This is a genomic window from Streptomyces sp. NPDC041129 (assembly GCF_055592265.1).
Window position 1 is genome coordinate 265977 of sequence record NZ_JBVIYV010000005.1, and the last position, 18703, is coordinate 284679.

The window sequence follows — 18703 nt, forward strand, 5'->3', positions numbered from 1 at the left end:
GACCTCGTGAAGCAGCTCCTCGACCAGATGGAGCTGAAGTACGTCGTCGACGAGGAGGGAGACCTCGCGGCGCCCTGGGAGCAGTTCCGCACGTACTTCATGTTCCGCGGGGAGGATGAGCAGGCGGTCTTCTCGGTGCGGACCTTCTACGACCGCCCCCACCAGATCGACGAGAAGCCGCAGCTGCTGGAGTCCGTCGACGACTGGAACCGCCGCACGCTGTGGCCCAAGGTATACACCCACACCCACGACGACGGCACCGTCCGCCTCATCGGCGAGGCGCAGATGCTGGTCGGCACCGGTGTCGACCTCAACCACTTCGTCTCCTCCACGGTCAGCTGGGTGCGGGCCGCGATCGAGTTCGACAAGTGGCTGGTGGAGCAGCTGGGCCTGGAAGAGGAAGTGAACGAAGCGGAGAAGCCCGAGGACGACGGGGAGTAACCCCGTCCCCCGGCCGGTCCGGGGGCCCCGGCCCCCGGACCCCGCCCTCACATGCGCCGCAACCGCTCCGCCGCCTCCCGCAGCACCTCGGCGCGCTTGCAGAACGCGAACCGCACGAACGGTGCGCCCGCCTCACGGTCGTCGTAGAACACCGCGTTGGGGATGGCCACCACACCCGCCCGCTCCGGCAGCGCACGGCAGAAGGCGAAGCCGTCCTTCTCGCCGAGGGGCCGGATGTCGGTGGTGATGAAGTAGGTGCCGGCGGGCCTGAAGACCTCGAAACCGGCCTGGGTGAGCCCTTCCGCGAGGATGTCCCGGCGGACACGCATGTCCCGGCGGAAGTCCTCGTAGTACGTGTCGGGCAGGGCCAGGGCCTCCGCCACCGCGTACTGGAACGGGCCCGCCGAGACGTAGGTCAGGAACTGCTTGGCCGAGCGCACGGCGGTCACCAGGGCCGGGGCGGCCGTCACCCAGCCGACCTTCCAGCCGGTGAACGAGTACGTCTTGCCGGCCGAGCCGATCGTGACCGTGCGCTCGCGCATCCCGGGGAACGCGGCCAGCGGCGTGTGCTCGGCGTCGTCGAAGACCAGGTGCTCGTAGACCTCGTCCGTCACCACCAGCAGGTCCCGCTCCACCGCCAGCTCGGCGACCGCCGCCAGTTCCGCGCGGGTGAGGACCGTACCGGTCGGGTTGTGCGGGGTGTTGATCAGCAGCAGACGGGTGCGGTCCGTGACGGCCGCGCGCAGCTCGTCGAGGTCCAGGCGGAAGGCGCCGTCGTGCGGCCGGAGCGTCACCGGCACCCGGCGGCCGCCCGCCATCGCGATGCTCGCCGCGTAGGAGTCGTAGTACGGCTCCAGGGCCACCACCTCGTCGCCCGGCTCCAGCAGCGCCAGCAGGGAGGCCGCGATGGCCTCCGTGGCGCCGGCCGTCACCAGCACCTCGGTGTCGGGGTCGTACGCCAGCCCGTAGCACCGGAGCTGGTGTGCGGCGATCGCGGCGCGCAGTTCGGGGACGCCGGGGCCCGGCGGGTACTGGTTGCCCCGCCCGTCGCGCAGCGCGCGTACGGCGGCCTCCCGGATCTCCTCGGGGCCGTCGGAGTCGGGAAAGCCCTGGCCGAGGTTGATCGCCCCGGTCGACACGGCGAGGGCGGACATCTCGGCGAAGATCGTCGTACCGAACTCCGCCAGGCGGCGGTTGAGGTGCGGGCGCGCGCTGGAGGTCATGCCGGTCATCCTGCGCCCAAGCTCTGGACTTCCTCAACTCTGCTTTGGCGCGTTCGGCGGCCGGGCATCCCCCGGTCACCGCACGAGAGGCGGTGACAGCGAGGCGCCCACGGGGGGCCGCTTCGGGGGAAGGGAAGGAGGGCGGCGCCATGGAGATCGGATTCGGCCTGGCTCTGCTCGCGCTGCTGATCATCGCCGGGGCGGCGGACCGGGCGCGCAGGAAGCGGGCCAGGAACCGGGGCCCGGACCTCACGAAGGGCAGGACCCGTTCGACCGGCCGGGCCCGTTCGTCCCGCAGGAGGTCCGCGTCGTCGTACGACAGCGGCAACAGCTGGTGGGTCGCGGGCGCGGCGGACGCCGGATCCTCCTCCGGCGGCCACCACGGCGGAGGCCACTCCGGTGGTCACCACTCCTGCGGGGGAGGGAACTCGTCGTGCGGCGGCGGTTCCTCCTGCGGGGGCGGTTCCTCGTGCGGCGGAGGCTCCTCGTGCGGCGGCGGTGGCTGCGGGGGCGGAGGAGGCTGACAGAGTGCGAGCGGGGGAGGCGGCTGACACGGGGCAGCCGGCTTCCCGGGGCCCGGGCGCCCGCCGGAGGAACGCCTCCGGCGGGCGCCCGGGTGTCTCCCGGCCGCGCGCCTGGCGCGCGCCGTAGTTGAACAGTTGAGCTGTGGGGCCCTCTGAGGGATGGAAACCCCACGAACTTGGGTAAAAACGCTGTGGTGGCGCCACTGTTCATGATTCCCTCTGATTCACCAATGCGGCCGACCTACTCACCGATACAGCCCTCGGACTCCCGCAGTCGCCCCCACCGGCCGGGCTGACTGGGCTGACAAGGCCGAACTCCCCCCTCCTTGTTCGTTAGCGGAGCCGACCCATGCTCACGACCCTGAACGCGTCCTACACCGACACCCGTGCCGCCGACCTCGCCTGGGCCCTCGGCCGCGAACCGCTGCCCGCCCTGGCCACGCTCGACCTGGAACTGGCCGGAACCCGACTGCAGTTGCGGCTCCTCGGCGCGTCCCACCAGGTGCTGCTCGAGGAGGAGCGGGGGCGATGTTCGGAGACGGTCGCGTGCATCCCCGGATCCAGTACCCCGCTTCCGCTGGGCGTGGCCAAGCGCGTCGACGACTGGGAGTACGAGTTCGCGGCGCGCGTGGAGGTGCTCACACCGGGCTCGTTCGAGGGCCGCGCCCAGGAGTTGCTGGCCCTCGTCTCCGACCATCCGCACGGCCTCGCCGGTGTCTTCCCCGGCAGCCCGCTCGCCTTCACCGCGCTGCTGGCCCAGTGGCACGAGGGCCAGGTCCACTGGCGCACCTGGCACGCCTATCCGCAGGACGGGCAACTGGTGGCGACCCGGACACGGGTCGGGGCGCGGGTCCCGGCCGGCCGGACGGGGCCGCACGCGTTCCACGCGGCATAAACCAGTAATGCGTCAACTGCCCGGAGTTCCACACGTGTGGGTGACGAAGCGTACCGAGTGCGTGACGTAACGTCGCAGCGTGATCGATCCGCACGCTCCCGCTCCGCCGGGCGCCCCGCCCCGGACGGCCCCCGTACGGCTGCCCGTCCGGCCCGGCACCGGGCGGTTCCTGGTCCTCGTGTGCGTGTTCGTCTGCGCGGCCTGCGGGCTGGTGTACGAACTCGAACTCGTCGCCTTCGCCTCGTACCTGATGGGCGACTCGGTCACCCAGGCCTCCGTCGTGCTGTCCGTGATGGTGTTCGCGATGGGCATCGGCTCCCTCGCGGCCAAGCGGCTGCGCTGGCACGCGGCCGCCGGGTTCGGCGCGCTCGAGATCGCGCTCGCCCTGGTCGGCGGCTGCAGTGCGATGGCCCTGTACGCGGTCTTCGCCTGGACCGGTGGCTGGGGCGGGATGTGGGCCGACGGCCCGCGCTGTCTGCTGGTCGCCTTTTCGCTCGCCATCGGGCTGCTGGTGGGCGCGGAGGTGCCGCTGCTGATGGAGCTGATCCAGCGCATCCGCCGCCAGGACGCGGGGGGAGCGGTCGCCGACCTGTTCGCCGCCGACTACGTGGGCGCGCTGGTCGGCGGTCTCGCGTTCCCGTTCCTGCTGCTGCCGTTCCTCGGCCAGTTGACGGGGGCGCTGCTCACCGGCGCGGTCAACGTGATCGCCGGGGGCGCCCTGGTGCTCGGCCTGTTCCGCCGCGATCTGACCCGCCGCGCCCGCTGGACCCTGCTGCTGGCCGGGCTCGTCGTGCTCGGCGTCCTCGCCGCCGCGGCCGCACTCGCCGGCGACTTCGAACGCGCCGCCCGGCACGCGGTGTACGGCAAGGACGTCCGGGTCGCCGTGCGGACCGGCACGCAGGAGGTCGTCCTGGCCGGCGGCACCGGCGGACGGCCCCTCGACCTCTTCCTGGACGGCCGGCTCAGGGTCGGCGGCCGCGACGAGCGCCGCTACCACGAGGCCCTCGTCCAGCCCGCGCTGAGCGGACCGCAGACGCGCGTGCTCATCCTCGGCGGCGGCGACGGCCTGGCCGCCCGGGAGGTCCTGCGCCACCGCGAGGTGCGCCGCGTCGACCTGGTCGAACTCGACGCCGGCCTCACCCGCCTGGCCCGCCGCGACCCCGGCCTGTCCGCCCTCAACGGCCACGCCTACGACGACCCCCGCCTGCACCTGACGACGGCGGACGCGCTCACCTGGCTGCGCGGGGCACCGGCGGGGGCGTACGACGTCGTGATCGCGGACCTGCCCGACCCCGGCATCACCGCCAGCACCAAGCTGTACTCCCAGGAGTTCTACGGCCTGGCCCGCCGCGTCCTCGCCGCCGACGGGCGGCTCGTGGTGCACGCCGGTCCGGTCACCGCCCGCCCCCGCGCCTTCTGGACGGTGGCGTCGACCCTGCGGGCGGCCGGCTTCGCCACCGCCGCCTACCGGGTCCCCGGCCAGGACTCCGGCTTCCCGGCCGGCCCCGACCGGTCGGCCGACGCCTCCCGGGCCCCGCACGACTGGGGGTTCCTGCTGGCGGCACCGGGCGGTGGGGCACCGCGGCTGCGTCTGGACCCCGGAGGGCCCCCGCCCCGCACCCTGACCGGGGACGACCTGGCTGCCGACGCGCGCGCGGCGGCCGCCACGCGGATCGGGGGGCTGCCGGCGTCGACGCTGGTGCACCCGAGGTACTGACCGCGGTGCCCGCGCCCTACTGACCGCGGTGCCCGCGCCTCAAGGACAGCCGTCCAGGGCCTGCTGGGCCCACACGGTCTTGCCCCCCGCCTGGTACCGGGTGCCCCAGTTGTCGGCCAGGGTGGCGACGATGAACAGACCGCGCCCGGTCTCGTCACTGGTGCGGGCGTGTTTGAGGTGCGGGGCCGACATCGCGCCGTCGCTGACCTCGCACGTCAGCATGCCGTTGCAGATCAGGCGCAGACGCATCGGCGGGGAGCCGTAGCGGACCGTGTTGCCCACGAGTTCGCTGACGATCAGCTCGGTGGTGAAGGCGGCCTCCCGGTCGACGCCCCAGGCCCGAAGCCGGCGCCGGGTCGCCTCACGCGCGAACGGCGCGGCCTCGGGCCCCTCCGGCAGGTCGCATCCGAAGACCCGCTCGGCGGGCAGCGCCGCGGTGCGCGCGAGCAGCAGCAGCGCGTCCTCCGACCGCCGTCCGTCGCGGACGGCGTAGGCGATGGTGTCGCACAGCTCGGGAAGTGGTTCGTGGGCGTGCTCGTCGAACAGGGCGCGCAGCGGCGCGGACGGGGCGAGGACGTCCCGCGCCAGGGTGCGGGTGCCGATCGCGAGCGTGCTGCCGGCCGGCAGATCGATCGTGGTGGCCGGGAACGGGGCGTTGCCGGGGCCGGCGAGCAGCGGTCCCGCGGGTACGGAGACGACGGCCGGAGCCCCGCCGGGCGGGACCACGACGGGCTCCGAGAGACCCGCCCGTACGAAGGTGCACGTGAGGTCGATGGGGTCGTAGACGGCGATCAGACAGCTCGCGGTCAGCGGCTCGCGGTGCAGCGGGTCGCCCGTCGGCAGCGCGGCGCGTTCCTCGGCGAGGCGGGCCGCCGTGTCGCTCAGCCGGGCCATCAGCTCGTCCGGCGCCAGGTCCAGGGACGCCAGCGAGTGGATGACCGTGCGGAGCTGTCCCATCGTGGTCGCGGCGGCCATGCCGTGGCCGGCCACCTCGCCGACGATCAGCGCCGTCCGGGCGCCGGCCATGCCGATCGCGTCGAACCAGACGCCGCCTCCCTCGGGGGCGGGCAGATGCAGATGGGACAGCTCCACCGTGTCCGGCAGGTTCGGCCGCTGGGGGAGCAGCCTGCGCTGCACGGTCGCGGCGATGGTCCGCTCCCGGGCGTAGCGCCGGGCGTTGTCGATGCACAGGGCGGCGTGCGCGCACACGTCGGCGGCGAGGGCGACGTCCGACTCCTCGAAGGGGTCCTCCTCCCGGTGCCGGTAGAAGCTGACCACGCCGAGCGCCTCGCCGCGCAGCGCCAGCGGGGCGACGATCAGGGAGTGGGCGCCGGAGGCCCGGATGGCGTCCGCCCGCGGCGGATCGGCCGCCAGCCACAGACTGTCCTCGTCGACCGTGATGAGCCGCGGCCGCAGATCGGTGAGCACCCGCGAGAACGGCGTGCCGTAGGGCAGCCGCCGCACCTCTCCCACCGGATACGCCGACACCACGCCCCGGAACGCGGCCCGGCGCATCGGCACCTCGCGGCCGACCGGGACCAGGGGCGGGGCCTCGCCCCGCACCACCTCCTCGACCACCTCGACCACGGCGATGCCCGAGAACCGCGGCACGACCGCGTCCACGAACTCCTGGCAGGCGGCGATCACGTCCAGCCGCTCGCCCACCCGGCGTCGCACCTCGTCCACCACCGAGAGCCGCCACAGGGCGTGTTCGCGTTCGGTCACGTCGATGGCCGAGGCGACCAGGCCGAGGATGTCGCCGCGCTCGTTCTCCAGACGTACGTAGGAGACGGAGTAGACGGTGTGCTCCTGGCCGGCCGTACGTGGCACCACCCGCACGATCCGGTTCAGCTCCGCCCGGCCGGTCTCCAGCACCCGGCGCGCCGCCGCCTCCTCCTGCGCGGGGTCGGCCAGGCCGTAGGCCCGGGAGAAGACCCGGCCCAGCAGCCGGTCCTCCGCCGTGCCGCGCAGCGCGAGGGTCGCGGTGTTGACGCGGACGATGCGCAGCCGGTCGTCCAGCACATGCAGGCCCACCGGTGACTGGGTGAACATCGCCCGCAGGATGGCGAGGTCCTGGCCGGACGCGGTTTCCGCCGCCGGGTGCACCTCCCACACCAGCGTCCCCTCCGCCAGCACGGGCCTGACCAGCACGGGCCGCATCACGTCCGGACGGTCGCCGCCGGCCGGGCCGCCCGCCGCGCCGCCGCGCAGCAGTGCGGCCACGGTCTGCCCGACGGCCTCCTCGGCGGACCAGCCGTACGTCTCCTGGGCCGCGCGGTGCCATTCGAGCACCCGTCCGGCCTCGTCGAGACGCATGAGCCGGTCATCGCTGGGCATCGCGGCAACACCTCCGCCCCCATCCATGCCCGCGCCGCCCACCGGCCGGACCCGATCTCGGCAAGCTGCCGCCGTTCGGGGCATTCCCGGGTGCGCGGACGACCGCGGAAGCGGGTTCCACGGGCTCCGCGCGCGGGAGGGTGCGTTCCGGCCGGGACTGGGTAGGCTCAGCCGACATGGAGCACCAGGTCTTCGTTCCGGTTCCGGCCGACCGGCTCAGGGAGGCGCTCGCCGAGCCCGCCCGGGTCGCCCGGGCGGTCCCCGGGCTCCAGCAGGACGCCGGCGCCGAACCCGTCTCGGGACGGCTGAAGCTGCGGGTCGGCGGACACTCCGTCACCTACCGCGGGGCGCTGCGCATCACGCCCCGCGAGGACGGCGGCTACGCCGTCGACGGCGAGGCCGGCGAGGCCCGCGGCAGCGGCACGGCCAAGGTCGCGCTCACCCTGCGCCTGGACGGCTCCGCCGACGGCACCACCGTCACGGTCGAGGGCACCGCGGAGGCGGACGGACGCATCGCCGAGCTGCCGGCGGACGCGGTGAGCTCGGCGGTGACCCGGTTGCTGAACCGCTTCGTGGAGAGCCTCGCGGCCAGCCCCGACAACCCGGACCGGGCGCCCGGGCCCGAGTCCGCCTCCGTCTTCGACACCGAGGTCCCGCCGCCCTCCCTCGACCCCGCCGCGGACGACGGCACCCCCGCCGACCGCCCGGCTGACGACTTCGCCGACACGGGCGCGCCGCCCGCCGAGGCCGCGCACGCGCGCCGGACGATGATCGGCCGCAGCGCGGAGGAGGTCGACCACGCACCCCCGCGCGGCCGCTACGCCCCCGTACCGGCCCCCCAGACCGGCGCCGGCCACCAGGTCCTGCGCTGGGCGGCCCCCGCGGCGGCCCTGGCCGTGGCCTCCGCGGTCGTGGTGAGCCGCGCCCTGCGCCGCCGGCGCTAGGGCCTGACAGGCCCGGGGAAGCCTCCCCCCCCGGCATCGGCACCAGGTGCTTCACGCCCGGCAGCCGCGAGCGGCGGACGCCCTCTTGATCGTCCAAGTAGGGTCGTCATGTGAGTAACGAAGACATCACGCTGACCGCGGGCGACGCGGAAGTGAGCGTGCGGCCCGGCAACGGTGGCCGTATCGGTGGGCTCCGGATCGGCGGCGTGGAGCTGCTGCGCCAGGGCGAGCGCTACGGCTGCTTCCCGATGGTGCCCTGGTGCGGCCGGATCCGGGAGGGCCGCTTCCTGGACGGCGCCACCGTCCGTCAGATGCCCCTCAACTCCCCGCCGCACGCCATCCACGGCACCGCGCGCGACGGCGCCTGGCGCACCGCCCGGGTGTCGGCGGAGGAGGCCGTCATCACCTACGACCTGACCGACCCCTGGCCGCACCGCGGCCGGATCACCCAGGTCGTCACGCTGACCGGGGACAGCCTGACCCTGACCATGTCCGTGGAGGCGTACGACGACTCCTTCCCGGCGCAGATCGGCTGGCACCCCTGGTTCAACCGCAGCCTCGGCGGCTCGGACGTGCGGCTCGACCTCAAGCCCGCCTGGCAGGAGGAGCGCGGCGCCGACCATCTGCCCACCGGCAACCGCGTGGAGCCCGGGGCCGGCCCGTGGGACGACTGCTTCGGCATGCCCGGCGGCGTCGACGTCACCCTCACCTGGCCCGGGCAGCTCGAGCTGAAGGTGGCCAGCCGTGAGGAGTGGGTGGTCGTCTACGACGAGCAGGCCGAGGCCGTGTGTGTCGAGCCGCAGACCGGCCCGCCCAACGGCCTCAACACCCTCCCGCGCCTGGTCACCCCGCTGGAGCCGCTGGAGGCGACGACCACCTGGACCTGGCGGCGCCTCTAAGCTGGGCGGCATGACGGACGACGTACGCGGCGCGCTGCTGCAGCAGATCAAGGACAAGGCCGTGGTGCACGGCAAGGTGACCCTCTCCTCGGGTCTCGAGGGCGACTACTACGTCGACCTGCGCCGCATCACCCTCGACGGCGAGGCCGCCCCGCTGGTCGGCCAGGTGCTGCTGGACCTGACCGCCGACCTCGAGTTCGACGCGGTGGGCGGCCTCACCATGGGCGCCGACCCCGTCGCGGCCGCCATGCTGCACGCCGCCGCCGCGCGCGGCAGGCGGCTCGACGCGTTCGTCGTCCGCAAGGCGGCCAAGGCGCACGGCCTGCAGCGGCGGGTGGAGGGTCCGGAGATCGCGGGCCGGCGCGTGCTCGTGGTGGAGGACACCTCCACCACCGGCGGCTCGCCGCTCACCGCCGTGGAGGCGGTGCGCGAGGCGGGGGCCGAGGTCGTCGCCGTCGCGACGATCGTCGACCGGGCCACCGGCGCCGCCGAGAAGATCGAGGCCGGTGCGGGCGTTCCGTACCGTTTCGCCTTCTCGAAGGATGAACTGGGTCTGGACTGACGCCCGGAATTGACCTGGACTTGCCCGTGGCTTGACCGCAGCGCTCAGCAGCCGGTCATGTCTGGAAAGATGGGCACGACGATGACGTCACACCCAAGGTCTAGGTCAGGGCCGTAGTACGCAGAACCCCAACCCGCACACTCCAAGGAGCGGACCATGCCCATCGCAACCCCCGAGGTCTACAACGAGATGCTCGACCGGGCGAAGGCAGGCAAGTTCGCCTACCCGGCCATCAACGTCACCTCGAGCCAGACCCTGAACGCCGCCCTGCGCGGCTTCGCGGAGGCGGAGAGCGACGGCATCGTCCAGATCTCCACGGGTGGCGCCGAGTTCCTGGGCGGCCAGTACAGCAAGGACATGGTGACCGGCGCCGTCGCGCTCGCCGAGTACGCGCACATCGTCGCCGAGAAGTACCCGGTCAACATCGCGCTGCACACCGACCACTGCCCGAAGGACAAGCTCGACGGGTACGTGCGCCCGCTGCTGGCGCTCTCCCGCAAGCGCGTGGAGGCGGGCCTCGCCCCGCTGTTCCAGTCGCACATGTGGGACGGCTCCGCCGAGACCCTCGCCGACAACCTGGAGATCGCGCAGGAGCTGCTGGAGCAGGCCCGCGCCGCGAAGATCATCCTCGAGGTCGAGATCACCCCGACCGGTGGCGAGGAGGACGGCGTCACCCACGAGATCAACGACTCCCTCTACACCACGGTCGAGGACGCGATCCGCACCGCCGAGGCCCTGGGCCTGGGCGAGAAGGGCCGCTACCTGCTGGCCGCCTCCTTCGGCAACGTGCACGGCGTCTACAAGCCGGGCAACGTCGTGCTCCGCCCCGAGCTGCTGAAGGAGCTGGCCGACGGAGTGTCCGCCAAGTTCGGCAAGGCCGCCCCGTTCGACTTCGTCTTCCACGGCGGCTCCGGCTCCACCGAGCAGGAGATCCTCACCGCGCTGGAGAACGGCGTCGTGAAGATGAACATCGACACGGACACCCAGTACGCCTTCACCCGGCCGGTCGCCGACCACATGTTCAAGAACTACGACGGCGTCCTGAAGGTCGACGGCGAGGTCGGCAACAAGAAGACCTACGACCCGCGCACCTGGGGCAAGCTCGCGGAGGCCGGCATGGCCGCGCGCGTCGTCGAGGCCACGCAGAACCTGCGCTCGGCGGGCAACAAGATCAAGTAGTTCGCGTACGGCGGCTTCGGCGGGCCCGGTGCCTCGGCACCGGGCCCGCTGTATATCTGGAACATGTCCGATGTCCGGCTGGGCTCGTCCCAGGGCAAGTGGATCCTGCTCACCACGGTGCTCGGCTCCAGCATGGCCATGCTGGACTCCACCGTGGTCAACGTGGCGCTGCCGACCATCGGCCGCGACCTCGACGCGAGCCTCGCCGCGCTCCAGTGGACGGTCAACGCGTACATGGTCACGCTGGCCGGCCTGATCCTGCTGGGCGGCTCCCTGGGGGACCGCTACGGCCGCCGGAAGGTCTTCGTGCTGGGCGTCGTCTGGTTCGCGGCCGCCTCCCTGCTCTGCGGCCTCGCCCCGAACCCCGTGGTCCTGATCGCCGCCCGTGCCCTTCAGGGCGTCGGCGGCGCCCTGCTCACGCCCGGCTCCCTCGCCCTCATCCAGGCCTCCTTCCCCCCGGACGACCGCAGCCGGGCCGTCGGTCTGTGGTCCGGCTTCGGCGGGGTCGGCGCGGCCGTCGGCCCGTTCCTGGGCGGCTGGCTGGTGGACGGCCCCGGCTGGCGCTGGGTGTTCCTGCTCAACGTGCCGCTCGCCCTGCTGTGCGCCCCGATCGCCGTGCGGCACGTACCGGAGTCCGCCGCCGGCCCCGGCAAGGGCCGTTTCGACGTCCTCGGCGCCGGCCTCGGGGCCCTCGCCCTGGCCCTGCTGACGTACGCCCTGATCGAGGCGGGCGGCGGCGGGCGGGGGGTGGTGGTGAGCGCGGTCCTGGGCCTGGTCGCGGCGGTGGCCTTCGTGTACGTCGAGAAGCACCGCGCGGACCCGATGCTCCCGCCCGGGATCTTCGCCTCGCGCCGGTTCACGGCGGTCAACCTGGTCACGCTGTGCGTGTACGCGGCCTTCGGCGGCTTCTTCTTCCTGACCGCGCTCCAGCTCCAGGTGGTGTCCGGCTACTCGCCCCTCCAGGCCGGCACGGCCCTGCTGCCGACCACGGTCCTGATGCTGCTGTTCTCGGCCCGCTCGGGCGCCCTTGCGGACCGCACCGGTCCGCGGCTGCCGCTCACCGTGGGGCCACTGCTCTGCGCGGCGGCGATGCTGCTGATGCTGCGGGTGGGGGTGGACGCGGACTACCTCACCGACGTCCTGCCCGCGCTGCTCGTCATGGGCGCCGGCATGGTCACCCTGGTCGCCCCGCTGACCGCCACGGTGCTCGCCTCCGTCGACACCGCCCGGGCGGGCCTGGCCAGCGGCATCAACAACGCGGCGGCCAGGGCGGCGGGACTGGTCGCCGTGGCCGCGCTGCCGCTGCTGACGGGTATGGGTCCGGAGGCGTACCGGTCCCCGGTGGCCTTCGACGCGGCGTTCTCCCGGGCGATGCCGATCTGCGCGGGGGTGCTGGTGCTCGGCGCGGTGCTGGCCTTCACCCTGATCCGCCGCCCGCCTCCCGGCTGCCGCCACCCGGAATGCAGGACCTTCTGCGGCGTCACGGCTCCGCCGCTGGAGTCCGGGCGCCGCGCCTAGCCGCGAGCACGGGCTTCCGCCGCACTTCATCCGCGGGCCCGTTGTGGCCGGTCGCGCAGTTCCCCGCGCCCCTGCTCAGGCGTCCGGTGTCGGCCCCCAGCTGCGGGCGTGCGTGCGCTAGGCGCGGCACGGGTGGGCGCAGCGGCACCCCGTGAGCGCGGGCGAGCGGAACGCCCTCCACCCGAGCACCAGCACCGGGCACCTCGGAAGCGCCGGGCACCCGGGCACCGGTGAGCGCCGGGCACCCGGCACGGCTCCGCCGTACCGCCGCGCGTGCGCCAGACTGGAGCCATGACGATTCACGAAAACCTCCTCGGCGGCCCGCCCCCCACCCACCTCCCCGACGACCCGGAGCCCCGCGAACTCCTCGCGACCGGCACCGCCCCCGCGGACGTCGCCGCCAAGTACCCCACCTCCTCCCTCGCCTGGGCCCAGCTTGCCGACGAGGCGTTCGAGCGGGGCGCGGTCGTGGAGTCGTACGCCTACGCCCGGACCGGCTACCACCGCGGCCTGGACGCCCTGCGCCGCAACGGCTGGAAGGGCCACGGCCCGGTGCCCTGGGAGCACGAGCCCAACCGCGGCTTCCTCCGCGCCCTGCACGGTCTCGCCCGCGCCGCCCAGGCGATCGGTGAGCAGGAGGAGTACGAGCGCTGCTCCCAGTTCCTGAAGGACTCCTCGCCCGCGGCGGCCCAGACCCTCGGCTGACCGGGCGCCCCGCGGCGTCACCTGTGTGGCCCGTCTGGCAGCAGGCGGGCCTTGCCGTGACCGGAGTGATTGCGGAGGATGCGGGGTGGGGACCGGGGCCCCCGTGCCGGCATCGGCAGGGGCGGACCGCCACCCGGAGCAACAACAGGAGACAGCGATGTCGCAACAGGCTCGCCCCCCTCACGAGGCCGCTGAGCCCGAGACCCCGCATCTCGACTTCGCGGGTACGACGCCCTACGAGGACTACGTCCGGGCGGACGTGCTCACCCACCTCCAGCACACCCTCTCCGACGACCCCGGAGAGATGGTCTTCCTGGTGACGACCCAGGTCATGGAGCTGTGGTTCACGGTCGTCGTGCACGAGTGGGAGACCGCCGCGAAGGCCCTCCGCCAGGACGACGTGCCGACCGCGATCGCCGCGCTGAAGCGTTCCGTGCGCGAGCTGGAGGCGCTGAACGCCTCCTGGAAGCCGCTCGGCCAGCTCACCCCGGCGCAGTTCAACTCGTACCGCGGCGCCCTCGGCGAGGGCTCCGGATTCCAGTCGGCGATGTACCGCCGGCTGGAGTTCCTGCTCGGCGAGAAGTCCGCGTCGATGCTGGTCCCGCACCGCGGGGCCCCCCGTGCGTACGCGGAGCTGGAGAAGGCCCTGCACGAGCCGAGCCTGTACGACGAGGTCCTGCGGCTCCTCGCCCGCCGCGGCCACGCGATCCCCGCCTCGGTCCTGAACCGGGACGTCTCCCAGCGCCACGAGCACTCGGACGCCGTCGAGTCCGCCTGGGCCGCGGTCTACTCCGGCGACCAGGACGGCGAACTCGTGCGTCTCGGCGAGGCCCTGTCCGACGTGGCCGAACTGGTCTGGCGCTGGCGCAACGACCACCTGGTCGCCACCCGCCGCGCGATGGGCTCGAAGACCGGCACGGGCGGCTCCGCGGGCGTGGCCTGGCTGGAGAAGCGTGCCCGCAAGAACGTCTTCCCGGAGCTGTGGACGGCGAGGTCCCATGTCTGAGCGTCCCGAACTCGCGCTGCGCGCCAAGGAACTGGACGCGGCGGACGAACTGGCCCCGCTGCGCGAGCGCTTCGTCCTCGACGACGTGGTCTACCTGGACGGCAACTCCCTGGGCGCCCTGCCCGTGAACGTCCCGGACCGGGTGGCGGACGTGGTCCGCAGGCAGTGGGGTGAACGGCGCATCCGCTCCTGGGAGGACGGCGGCTGGTGGACGGCACCGGAGCGGATCGGTGACCGGATCGCCCCGCTCGTCGGCGCGGCACCGGGCCAGATCGTGGTGGGCGACTCCACCAGTGTCAACGTCTTCAAGGCGGTCGTGGCGGCGCTCCGGATGGCGGACGCCGGCCGCGACGAGCTCCTCGTCGACGCGACGACGTTCCCCACGGACGGCTACATCGCCGGGTCGGCGGCCCGGATGACCGGCCGCACCCTGCGCCCGGTGACCCCGGCGGAGCTGCCCGCGGCGCTGAGCGACCGCACGGCGGCGGTACTGCTCAACCACGTCGACTACCGCTCCGGCCGGCTGCACGACCTGCCCGGTCTCACCGCCGCGATCCACGCGTCCGGCGCCCTCGCGGTCTGGGACCTGTGCCACAGCGCGGGCGCGCTGCCGGTGGGCCTGGACGAGCACGGGGTCGACCTGGCGGTCGGCTGCACCTACAAGTACCTGAACGGCGGCCCCGGTTCGCCCGCGTACCTGTATGTGCGCCGGGAGCTGCAGGACCGCTTCGACTCGCCCCTGCCCGGCTGGACCTCCCATGCCGAGCCCTTCGCCATGAGCTCGGCCTTCGCCCCGGCGCCGGGCGCGGCGCGCGGGCGGGTCGGCACCCCGGACATCCTCTCCATGCTGGCCCTGGAGGCCGCCCTGGAGGTGTGGGACGGGGTCCGCGTCGACGCGGTCCGCGCCAAGTCCCTGGCGCTGACGGACTTCTTCCTGGAGTGCGTCGCCGCCTACACCGAGCCCGGCCGGGTCGAGTGCGTGACCCCCGGTGCGCACGCGGAGCGGGGCAGCCAGATCGCCCTGCGCTGCCCGGACGCCGGAGAGGTGATGCGGCGGCTGATCGAACGCGGCGTGGTGGGCGACTTCCGCCACCCCGACGTCCTCCGCTTCGGCTTCACCCCGCTGTACGTGGGCTTCGCGGACACGGAACGCGCGGCCCGGGTGCTGGGGGAGCTGCTGACCGGGTGACAGGAACGGCGGCGGGGGTGCCCAGAGCCTCCCCGCCGCCGCCCGGCGACCCCGTGTCCGCCCACGTCACCCGCCTGATACCGTCCCGGCCAACGGCCGACGATGCGTACCGACTCGTACCCAGCAGGTCCGCCGATCCCATCCCGCCGCTGAGAGGTTGGAGCATGCCGGACGACGCCGCAGCAGCCCGCGCCGCCGCCGAAGAGGAATCGGCCTTCTCGCACCCCGAGGTCGACCCCGACGTGACCGCCGCCTACGGCGACCACCCCGACCAGGTGATCGACTTCTACGCCCCGCGGACCGGCGCCCCCGGCGCCCCCCTGGTCGTCGTCCTGCACGGCGGAGCCTGGCGCGCACGCTACGACCGCCGTCATGTCACTCCGTTCGCGGATCACCTGGCCCGGGCCGGATTCGCCGTGGCCAACGTCGAGTACCGGCGCGGCGGCGAGCCCCTGATCCCGGCGCAGAGCCAGGGCGCCGGGCCCGGAGCCGCGACCCCGCCGGCCGGCCGCTGGCCCGACACCTTCGACGACGTGGCCGCCGCCCTGGACGCCCTGCCCGGCCTGGTCCGCGAGGCGCTCCCGCAGGCCGACCCGCGCCGCACCGTCCTCACCGGGCACTCGGCGGGCGGCCACCTCGCCCTGTGGGCCGCGGCCCGGCACGTCCTGCCCGCCGACGCCCCCTGGCGCACCGACGGCCCCGCCCCGCTGCGCGGCGTGGTGGCCCTCGCCCCGATCGCCGACCTCGACATGGCGGAGAAGCTGGACGTCTGCGGCAACGCCTCCCTGCAACTCCTCGGCGGACACGACCACTTCGCCGAGCGCCGGCCGTACGCCGACCCCGTGCTGCTCCTCCCGAACGGCATCGCCACGACGCTGGTCCAGGGCGGTGCCGACCTGGTGGTGCCGCAACCGGTGGCCGAGTCGTACGCGGACGCAGCGGAGAAGGCGGGCGAGATGGTGGGCCTGACCCTGCTGGCGGACGTCGGGCACTTCCCGCTGATCGACCCGGCGACGGACGCCTGTGCGGTGGTGGCCGAGGAGATCGCCCAACTCGCCTGGTGAGCCGTCCCGGTCATACCCGTAGTACCTGAGAGCTACCCCGCGGGACAGCTCCCTGGCGGGACGCCGGCGACGCCCCCCGACTCCTAACTTCCCTTCTCGACAAGCCCGATGGCCGGGCTCTGCGAAGGGAAGCCACCATGGGGCAAGCGTCGCCACCCGCCACCGGTCCGCACCCGCCGCCGCCCCGCCGGGGCGGGCGGCGACCGGGGCGGTTCCGGATCCGGCGCCAGGCGCTGCTCACCGCCGCCACGGTCCTCGCTCTGACCGCCGCCGCGCACGCCACGATCCCCGCGCCGCCCCCGGCCGGACACGCCCCGCCCACCGCGGCCACGTTGCGGTCGGTCTACGCGGCGAACCGCGCCAACGCCGCCGAGGCCGCCGCCATGGCCGCGGCCCACGGCGACGTGCGCCGGGCCGCCGCCGACCGGGCCCTCGCCACCCGCGACCTCCTCGCCTTCGACGGCCGGGGTCCCGGCCAGGCCACCGAGGTCCTCGGCGAGCTGCGCCGGGCCGACCGCATCGCCGTCCTGGTACCCGGCTCCGACACCTCGATCGACACCTACGCCCGCTTCCACCGGGCGGCGGCCGCCCTGTACGACGACCTCACGCACCGCGCCCCCGCCGGCACCCGCGTCGCCGTGGTCGCCTGGCTCGGCTACCGCACCCCCGGCACGGTCAGCACCACGGTGACCACCACGGCCAGGGCCGACGAGGCGGCGCCCCGGCTCCGCGCCCTCACCGGGCTGCTGCGCACCCTCGCCCCCGCCCGCGCCCGTGTCTCCCTGCTCTGCCACTCCTACGGCTCCGTCGTCTGCGGCCGGGCCGCGCGCGGTCTGGACGTCGGCGACATCGTCCTCGTCGGCAGCCCCGGCACGGGCGCCCGAACCGTCGCCGGGCTGCACACCCACGCCCGGGTGTGGGCGGCGCGCGGCAGCGGCGACTGGGTGGCCCACGTGCCGCACGTACGGGCCGGCCTGCTGGTCACCGCCGTCGGCTTCGGCACCGACCCGGTCTCCCGGGCCTTCGGCGCCCGGGTCTTCGACGCCGCCGGCGCCGGCCACAGCGGCTACTTCACCCCGGGCTCGGCCGCCCTCGCCAACCTGGCCCGGATCACCCTCGGCGAGACCTCGGAGGTGACCCGTGCCTGAGCCGGCTCCCCGTCCCCGTCGCCCGATTCCCGCCCAGCCCGCGACGACGCGGCCCCGAGGCACGCCGCGCCTGCCGCACGCGATACGTGTGGGCGCCCACCGAGTGGACGCCGCCACCCCCGCCTCCCGGGACCGCGCGGTCGACGCGCTGCGCGCCCTCGCGATCCTCGGTGTCGTCCTCGGCCACTGGCTGGTCACCGCCCTGGTCCCGCAGGACGGCGCGCTGCGCACGGCGAGCCCGTTGGGGCATCTGCCGTGGCTGGCCCCGGTCTCCTGGGTCTTCCAGACCCTCGCGGTGTTCTTCCTGGTCGGCGGCCATGTCGCGACGCGCGGACTCGCCTCGGCGCGGGCCCGGGGGCTGTCGTACGGGGCGTGGCTGCGCGCCCGCCTGACCCGTCTGCTCCGGCCGGTGGTCGCGCTCCTCGCCCTGTGGACGGTGGCGGCCGCAGCCCTGCTGCTGTCCGGCACCCCCTTCGGGACGCTGCACACGCTCCTCAAACTGGCCCTGTCCCCGCTGTGGTTCCTGCTGGTCTTCGCCACCCTCACGGCGGCCACCCCGCTGCTCGTCCGGCTCAGCCCGCTCTGGCCGCTGGCGGTCGTCCTGCACGTGGACATCCTCCGCTTCGGCCTGCACGCCGGTCCGTCCTGGCTGGGCTGGGTGAACGTGGCGGCCGGCTGGCTGGTGCCGTACACCCTGGGCGCGGCCTGGACCCGTGGTGAGCTGGAGACCCGCCGCGCGGCCTGGGTCCTGCTCGTCGGCGGTACGGCGGCCACGGCCCTGCTGGTGACATGCGCGGGCTACCCCGCGTCCATGGTCGGGGTGCCGGGCGCCCCCGTCTCCAACCTGGACCCGCCGACGCTGGCGGCGGTGACCTTCGGTCTGGCCCAGTGCGGGCTGGCCCTCCTGCTGCGTGACCGGCTGCGCCGGGCGATGGGCCGCCCGCTCGCCTGGGCGGCCGTGGCCCTGGTCAACCTGTCCGCGATGACCGTCTTCCTGTGGCACCAGACGGCCCTGATGACCACCACGGCCACCGCCTTCCTGGCGGGACGCCTCCCCGGCCTGCACACCCGCCCGGACGGCCTGGACTGGGTGGCCGCCCGGCTCCTCTGGCTCCCGGTGTTCACCGCCGTACTAGCCCTGTACTGGGCGGTGTTCCGCTCCTGCGAGCAGGGCACCCGCCACCGCCGTCCCATGAGCGGCGGCGCCTCCGGCCGGTCCCGGGTGGTCCATGTGCACCGAGCCGCGGACCGGGCCACCGCCGCTGCGACCCGGATCCGGCGCTCCCCGGACAGGCCCCAGGACCTGTCGCCGGATTCCCGTCTGCCCCGCGACGCCCGGCACGCACTCTCGC

General features: G+C 74.3%; 16 protein-coding genes and 1 pseudogene. 15 read left to right on the forward strand and 2 right to left on the reverse strand.

Annotated features, from left to right (window positions below; translation table 11 throughout):
- Positions 1–441 (forward strand): type III secretion system chaperone family protein (locus ACZ6B1_RS19160; RefSeq protein WP_468779812.1); only part of this gene is annotated, 441 nt, incomplete at its 5' end.
- 47 nt (positions 442–488) lie between these two features.
- Here the strand turns inward: ACZ6B1_RS19160 and ACZ6B1_RS19165 are convergent.
- The gene (locus tag ACZ6B1_RS19165) at positions 489–1673 is read right to left on the reverse strand and encodes a pyridoxal phosphate-dependent aminotransferase (RefSeq protein WP_468779814.1); all 1185 of its coding nucleotides are present in this window, start codon (positions 1671–1673) and stop codon (positions 489–491) included.
- A gap of 140 nt (positions 1674–1813) precedes the next feature.
- Here ACZ6B1_RS19165 and ACZ6B1_RS19170 point away from each other — a divergent pair, with 140 nt between their 5' ends.
- From ACZ6B1_RS19170 to ACZ6B1_RS19180, 3 genes are all read left to right on the forward strand, one after another.
- Positions 1814–2188, forward strand: a complete 375-nt coding sequence (locus tag ACZ6B1_RS19170; RefSeq protein ID WP_468779816.1) for a hypothetical protein — start codon at positions 1814–1816, stop codon at positions 2186–2188.
- Positions 2189–2537: 349 nt separating this feature from the next.
- On the forward strand, positions 2538–3083 hold the full coding sequence (locus ACZ6B1_RS19175) for a DUF2617 family protein (RefSeq protein WP_468779818.1): 546 nt from the start codon (positions 2538–2540) through the stop codon (positions 3081–3083).
- A gap of 79 nt (positions 3084–3162) precedes the next feature.
- A complete protein-coding gene (locus ACZ6B1_RS19180) occupies positions 3163–4800 on the forward strand; it encodes a polyamine aminopropyltransferase (RefSeq protein ID WP_468779820.1) in 1638 nt (545 codons plus the stop codon).
- A gap of 39 nt (positions 4801–4839) precedes the next feature.
- Here ACZ6B1_RS19180 and ACZ6B1_RS19185 read toward each other — a convergent pair whose 3' ends face one another.
- Positions 4840–7137: a SpoIIE family protein phosphatase gene (locus ACZ6B1_RS19185; RefSeq protein ID WP_468779822.1), complete on the reverse strand. Its 2298-nt coding sequence runs from the start codon at positions 7135–7137 to the stop codon at positions 4840–4842.
- A gap of 176 nt (positions 7138–7313) precedes the next feature.
- On the opposite strand from ACZ6B1_RS19185, the gene ACZ6B1_RS19190 reads away from it, so the two are divergent.
- From ACZ6B1_RS19190 to ACZ6B1_RS19240, 11 genes and pseudogenes are all read left to right on the forward strand, one after another.
- Entirely contained in the window at positions 7314–8081 is a 768-nt protein-coding gene (locus tag ACZ6B1_RS19190; protein ID WP_468779824.1) for an SRPBCC domain-containing protein, read from the forward strand.
- A 110-nt stretch (positions 8082–8191) separates the two neighbouring features.
- Positions 8192–8980 (forward strand): aldose epimerase family protein, encoded by a 789-nt coding sequence (locus ACZ6B1_RS19195; protein WP_468779825.1) that lies wholly within the window; start codon positions 8192–8194, stop codon positions 8978–8980.
- Positions 8981–8990: 10 nt separating this feature from the next.
- Positions 8991–9542: an orotate phosphoribosyltransferase gene (gene pyrE, locus ACZ6B1_RS19200; protein WP_351667485.1), complete on the forward strand. Its 552-nt coding sequence runs from the start codon at positions 8991–8993 to the stop codon at positions 9540–9542.
- Between the two features lie 156 nt (positions 9543–9698).
- On the forward strand, positions 9699–10721 hold the full coding sequence (fbaA, locus tag ACZ6B1_RS19205) for a class II fructose-bisphosphate aldolase (protein ID WP_468779828.1): 1023 nt from the start codon (positions 9699–9701) through the stop codon (positions 10719–10721).
- A gap of 63 nt (positions 10722–10784) precedes the next feature.
- The gene (locus tag ACZ6B1_RS19210) at positions 10785–12239 is read left to right on the forward strand and encodes an MFS transporter (protein ID WP_468779830.1); all 1455 of its coding nucleotides are present in this window, start codon (positions 10785–10787) and stop codon (positions 12237–12239) included.
- Positions 12240–12530: 291 nt separating this feature from the next.
- Positions 12531–12944 (forward strand): DUF3151 domain-containing protein, encoded by a 414-nt coding sequence (locus ACZ6B1_RS19215; RefSeq protein ID WP_351667482.1) that lies wholly within the window; start codon positions 12531–12533, stop codon positions 12942–12944.
- A gap of 157 nt (positions 12945–13101) precedes the next feature.
- Positions 13102–13950, forward strand: a complete 849-nt coding sequence (locus ACZ6B1_RS19220) for a tryptophan 2,3-dioxygenase family protein (protein ID WP_468779832.1) — start codon at positions 13102–13104, stop codon at positions 13948–13950.
- A complete protein-coding gene (gene kynU, locus ACZ6B1_RS19225) occupies positions 13943–15139 on the forward strand; it encodes a kynureninase (protein ID WP_468779834.1) in 1197 nt (398 codons plus the stop codon). Before ACZ6B1_RS19220 ends, kynU begins: the two co-directional genes overlap by 8 nt.
- Before the next feature lie 164 nt (positions 15140–15303).
- Entirely contained in the window at positions 15304–16203 is a 900-nt protein-coding gene (locus ACZ6B1_RS19230; protein WP_468779836.1) for an alpha/beta hydrolase, read from the forward strand.
- Between the two features lie 137 nt (positions 16204–16340).
- The gene (locus ACZ6B1_RS19235) at positions 16341–17351 is read left to right on the forward strand and encodes an alpha/beta hydrolase (protein WP_468779837.1); all 1011 of its coding nucleotides are present in this window, start codon (positions 16341–16343) and stop codon (positions 17349–17351) included.
- 25 nt (positions 17352–17376) lie between these two features.
- Positions 17377–18624 (forward strand): annotated as a pseudogene (locus ACZ6B1_RS19240) (acyltransferase family protein); the annotation flags it as partial.
- Positions 18625–18703 lie beyond the last annotated feature (79 nt).

Excerpts from the sequence above, each read along its gene's own strand:
- ACZ6B1_RS19165 (WP_468779814.1), bottom strand. The coding sequence starts at position 1,673 with ATGACCGGCATGACCTCCAGCGCGCGCCCGCACCTCAACCGCCGCCTG.
- ACZ6B1_RS19170 (WP_468779816.1), top strand. The coding sequence starts at position 1,814 with ATGGAGATCGGATTCGGCCTGGCTCTGCTCGCGCTGCTGATCATCGCC.
- ACZ6B1_RS19175 (WP_468779818.1), top strand. The coding sequence starts at position 2,538 with ATGCTCACGACCCTGAACGCGTCCTACACCGACACCCGTGCCGCCGAC.
- ACZ6B1_RS19185 (WP_468779822.1), bottom strand. The coding sequence starts at position 7,137 with ATGCCCAGCGATGACCGGCTCATGCGTCTCGACGAGGCCGGACGGGTG.
- ACZ6B1_RS19190 (WP_468779824.1), top strand. The coding sequence starts at position 7,314 with ATGGAGCACCAGGTCTTCGTTCCGGTTCCGGCCGACCGGCTCAGGGAG.
- pyrE (WP_351667485.1), top strand. The coding sequence starts at position 8,991 with ATGACGGACGACGTACGCGGCGCGCTGCTGCAGCAGATCAAGGACAAG.
- fbaA (WP_468779828.1), top strand. The coding sequence starts at position 9,699 with ATGCCCATCGCAACCCCCGAGGTCTACAACGAGATGCTCGACCGGGCG.
- ACZ6B1_RS19210 (WP_468779830.1), top strand. The coding sequence starts at position 10,785 with ATGTCCGATGTCCGGCTGGGCTCGTCCCAGGGCAAGTGGATCCTGCTC.
- ACZ6B1_RS19215 (WP_351667482.1), top strand. The coding sequence starts at position 12,531 with ATGACGATTCACGAAAACCTCCTCGGCGGCCCGCCCCCCACCCACCTC.
- ACZ6B1_RS19220 (WP_468779832.1), top strand. The coding sequence starts at position 13,102 with ATGTCGCAACAGGCTCGCCCCCCTCACGAGGCCGCTGAGCCCGAGACC.
- kynU (WP_468779834.1), top strand. The coding sequence starts at position 13,943 with ATGTCTGAGCGTCCCGAACTCGCGCTGCGCGCCAAGGAACTGGACGCG.
- ACZ6B1_RS19230 (WP_468779836.1), top strand. The coding sequence starts at position 15,304 with ATGCCGGACGACGCCGCAGCAGCCCGCGCCGCCGCCGAAGAGGAATCG.
- ACZ6B1_RS19235 (WP_468779837.1), top strand. The coding sequence starts at position 16,341 with ATGGGGCAAGCGTCGCCACCCGCCACCGGTCCGCACCCGCCGCCGCCC.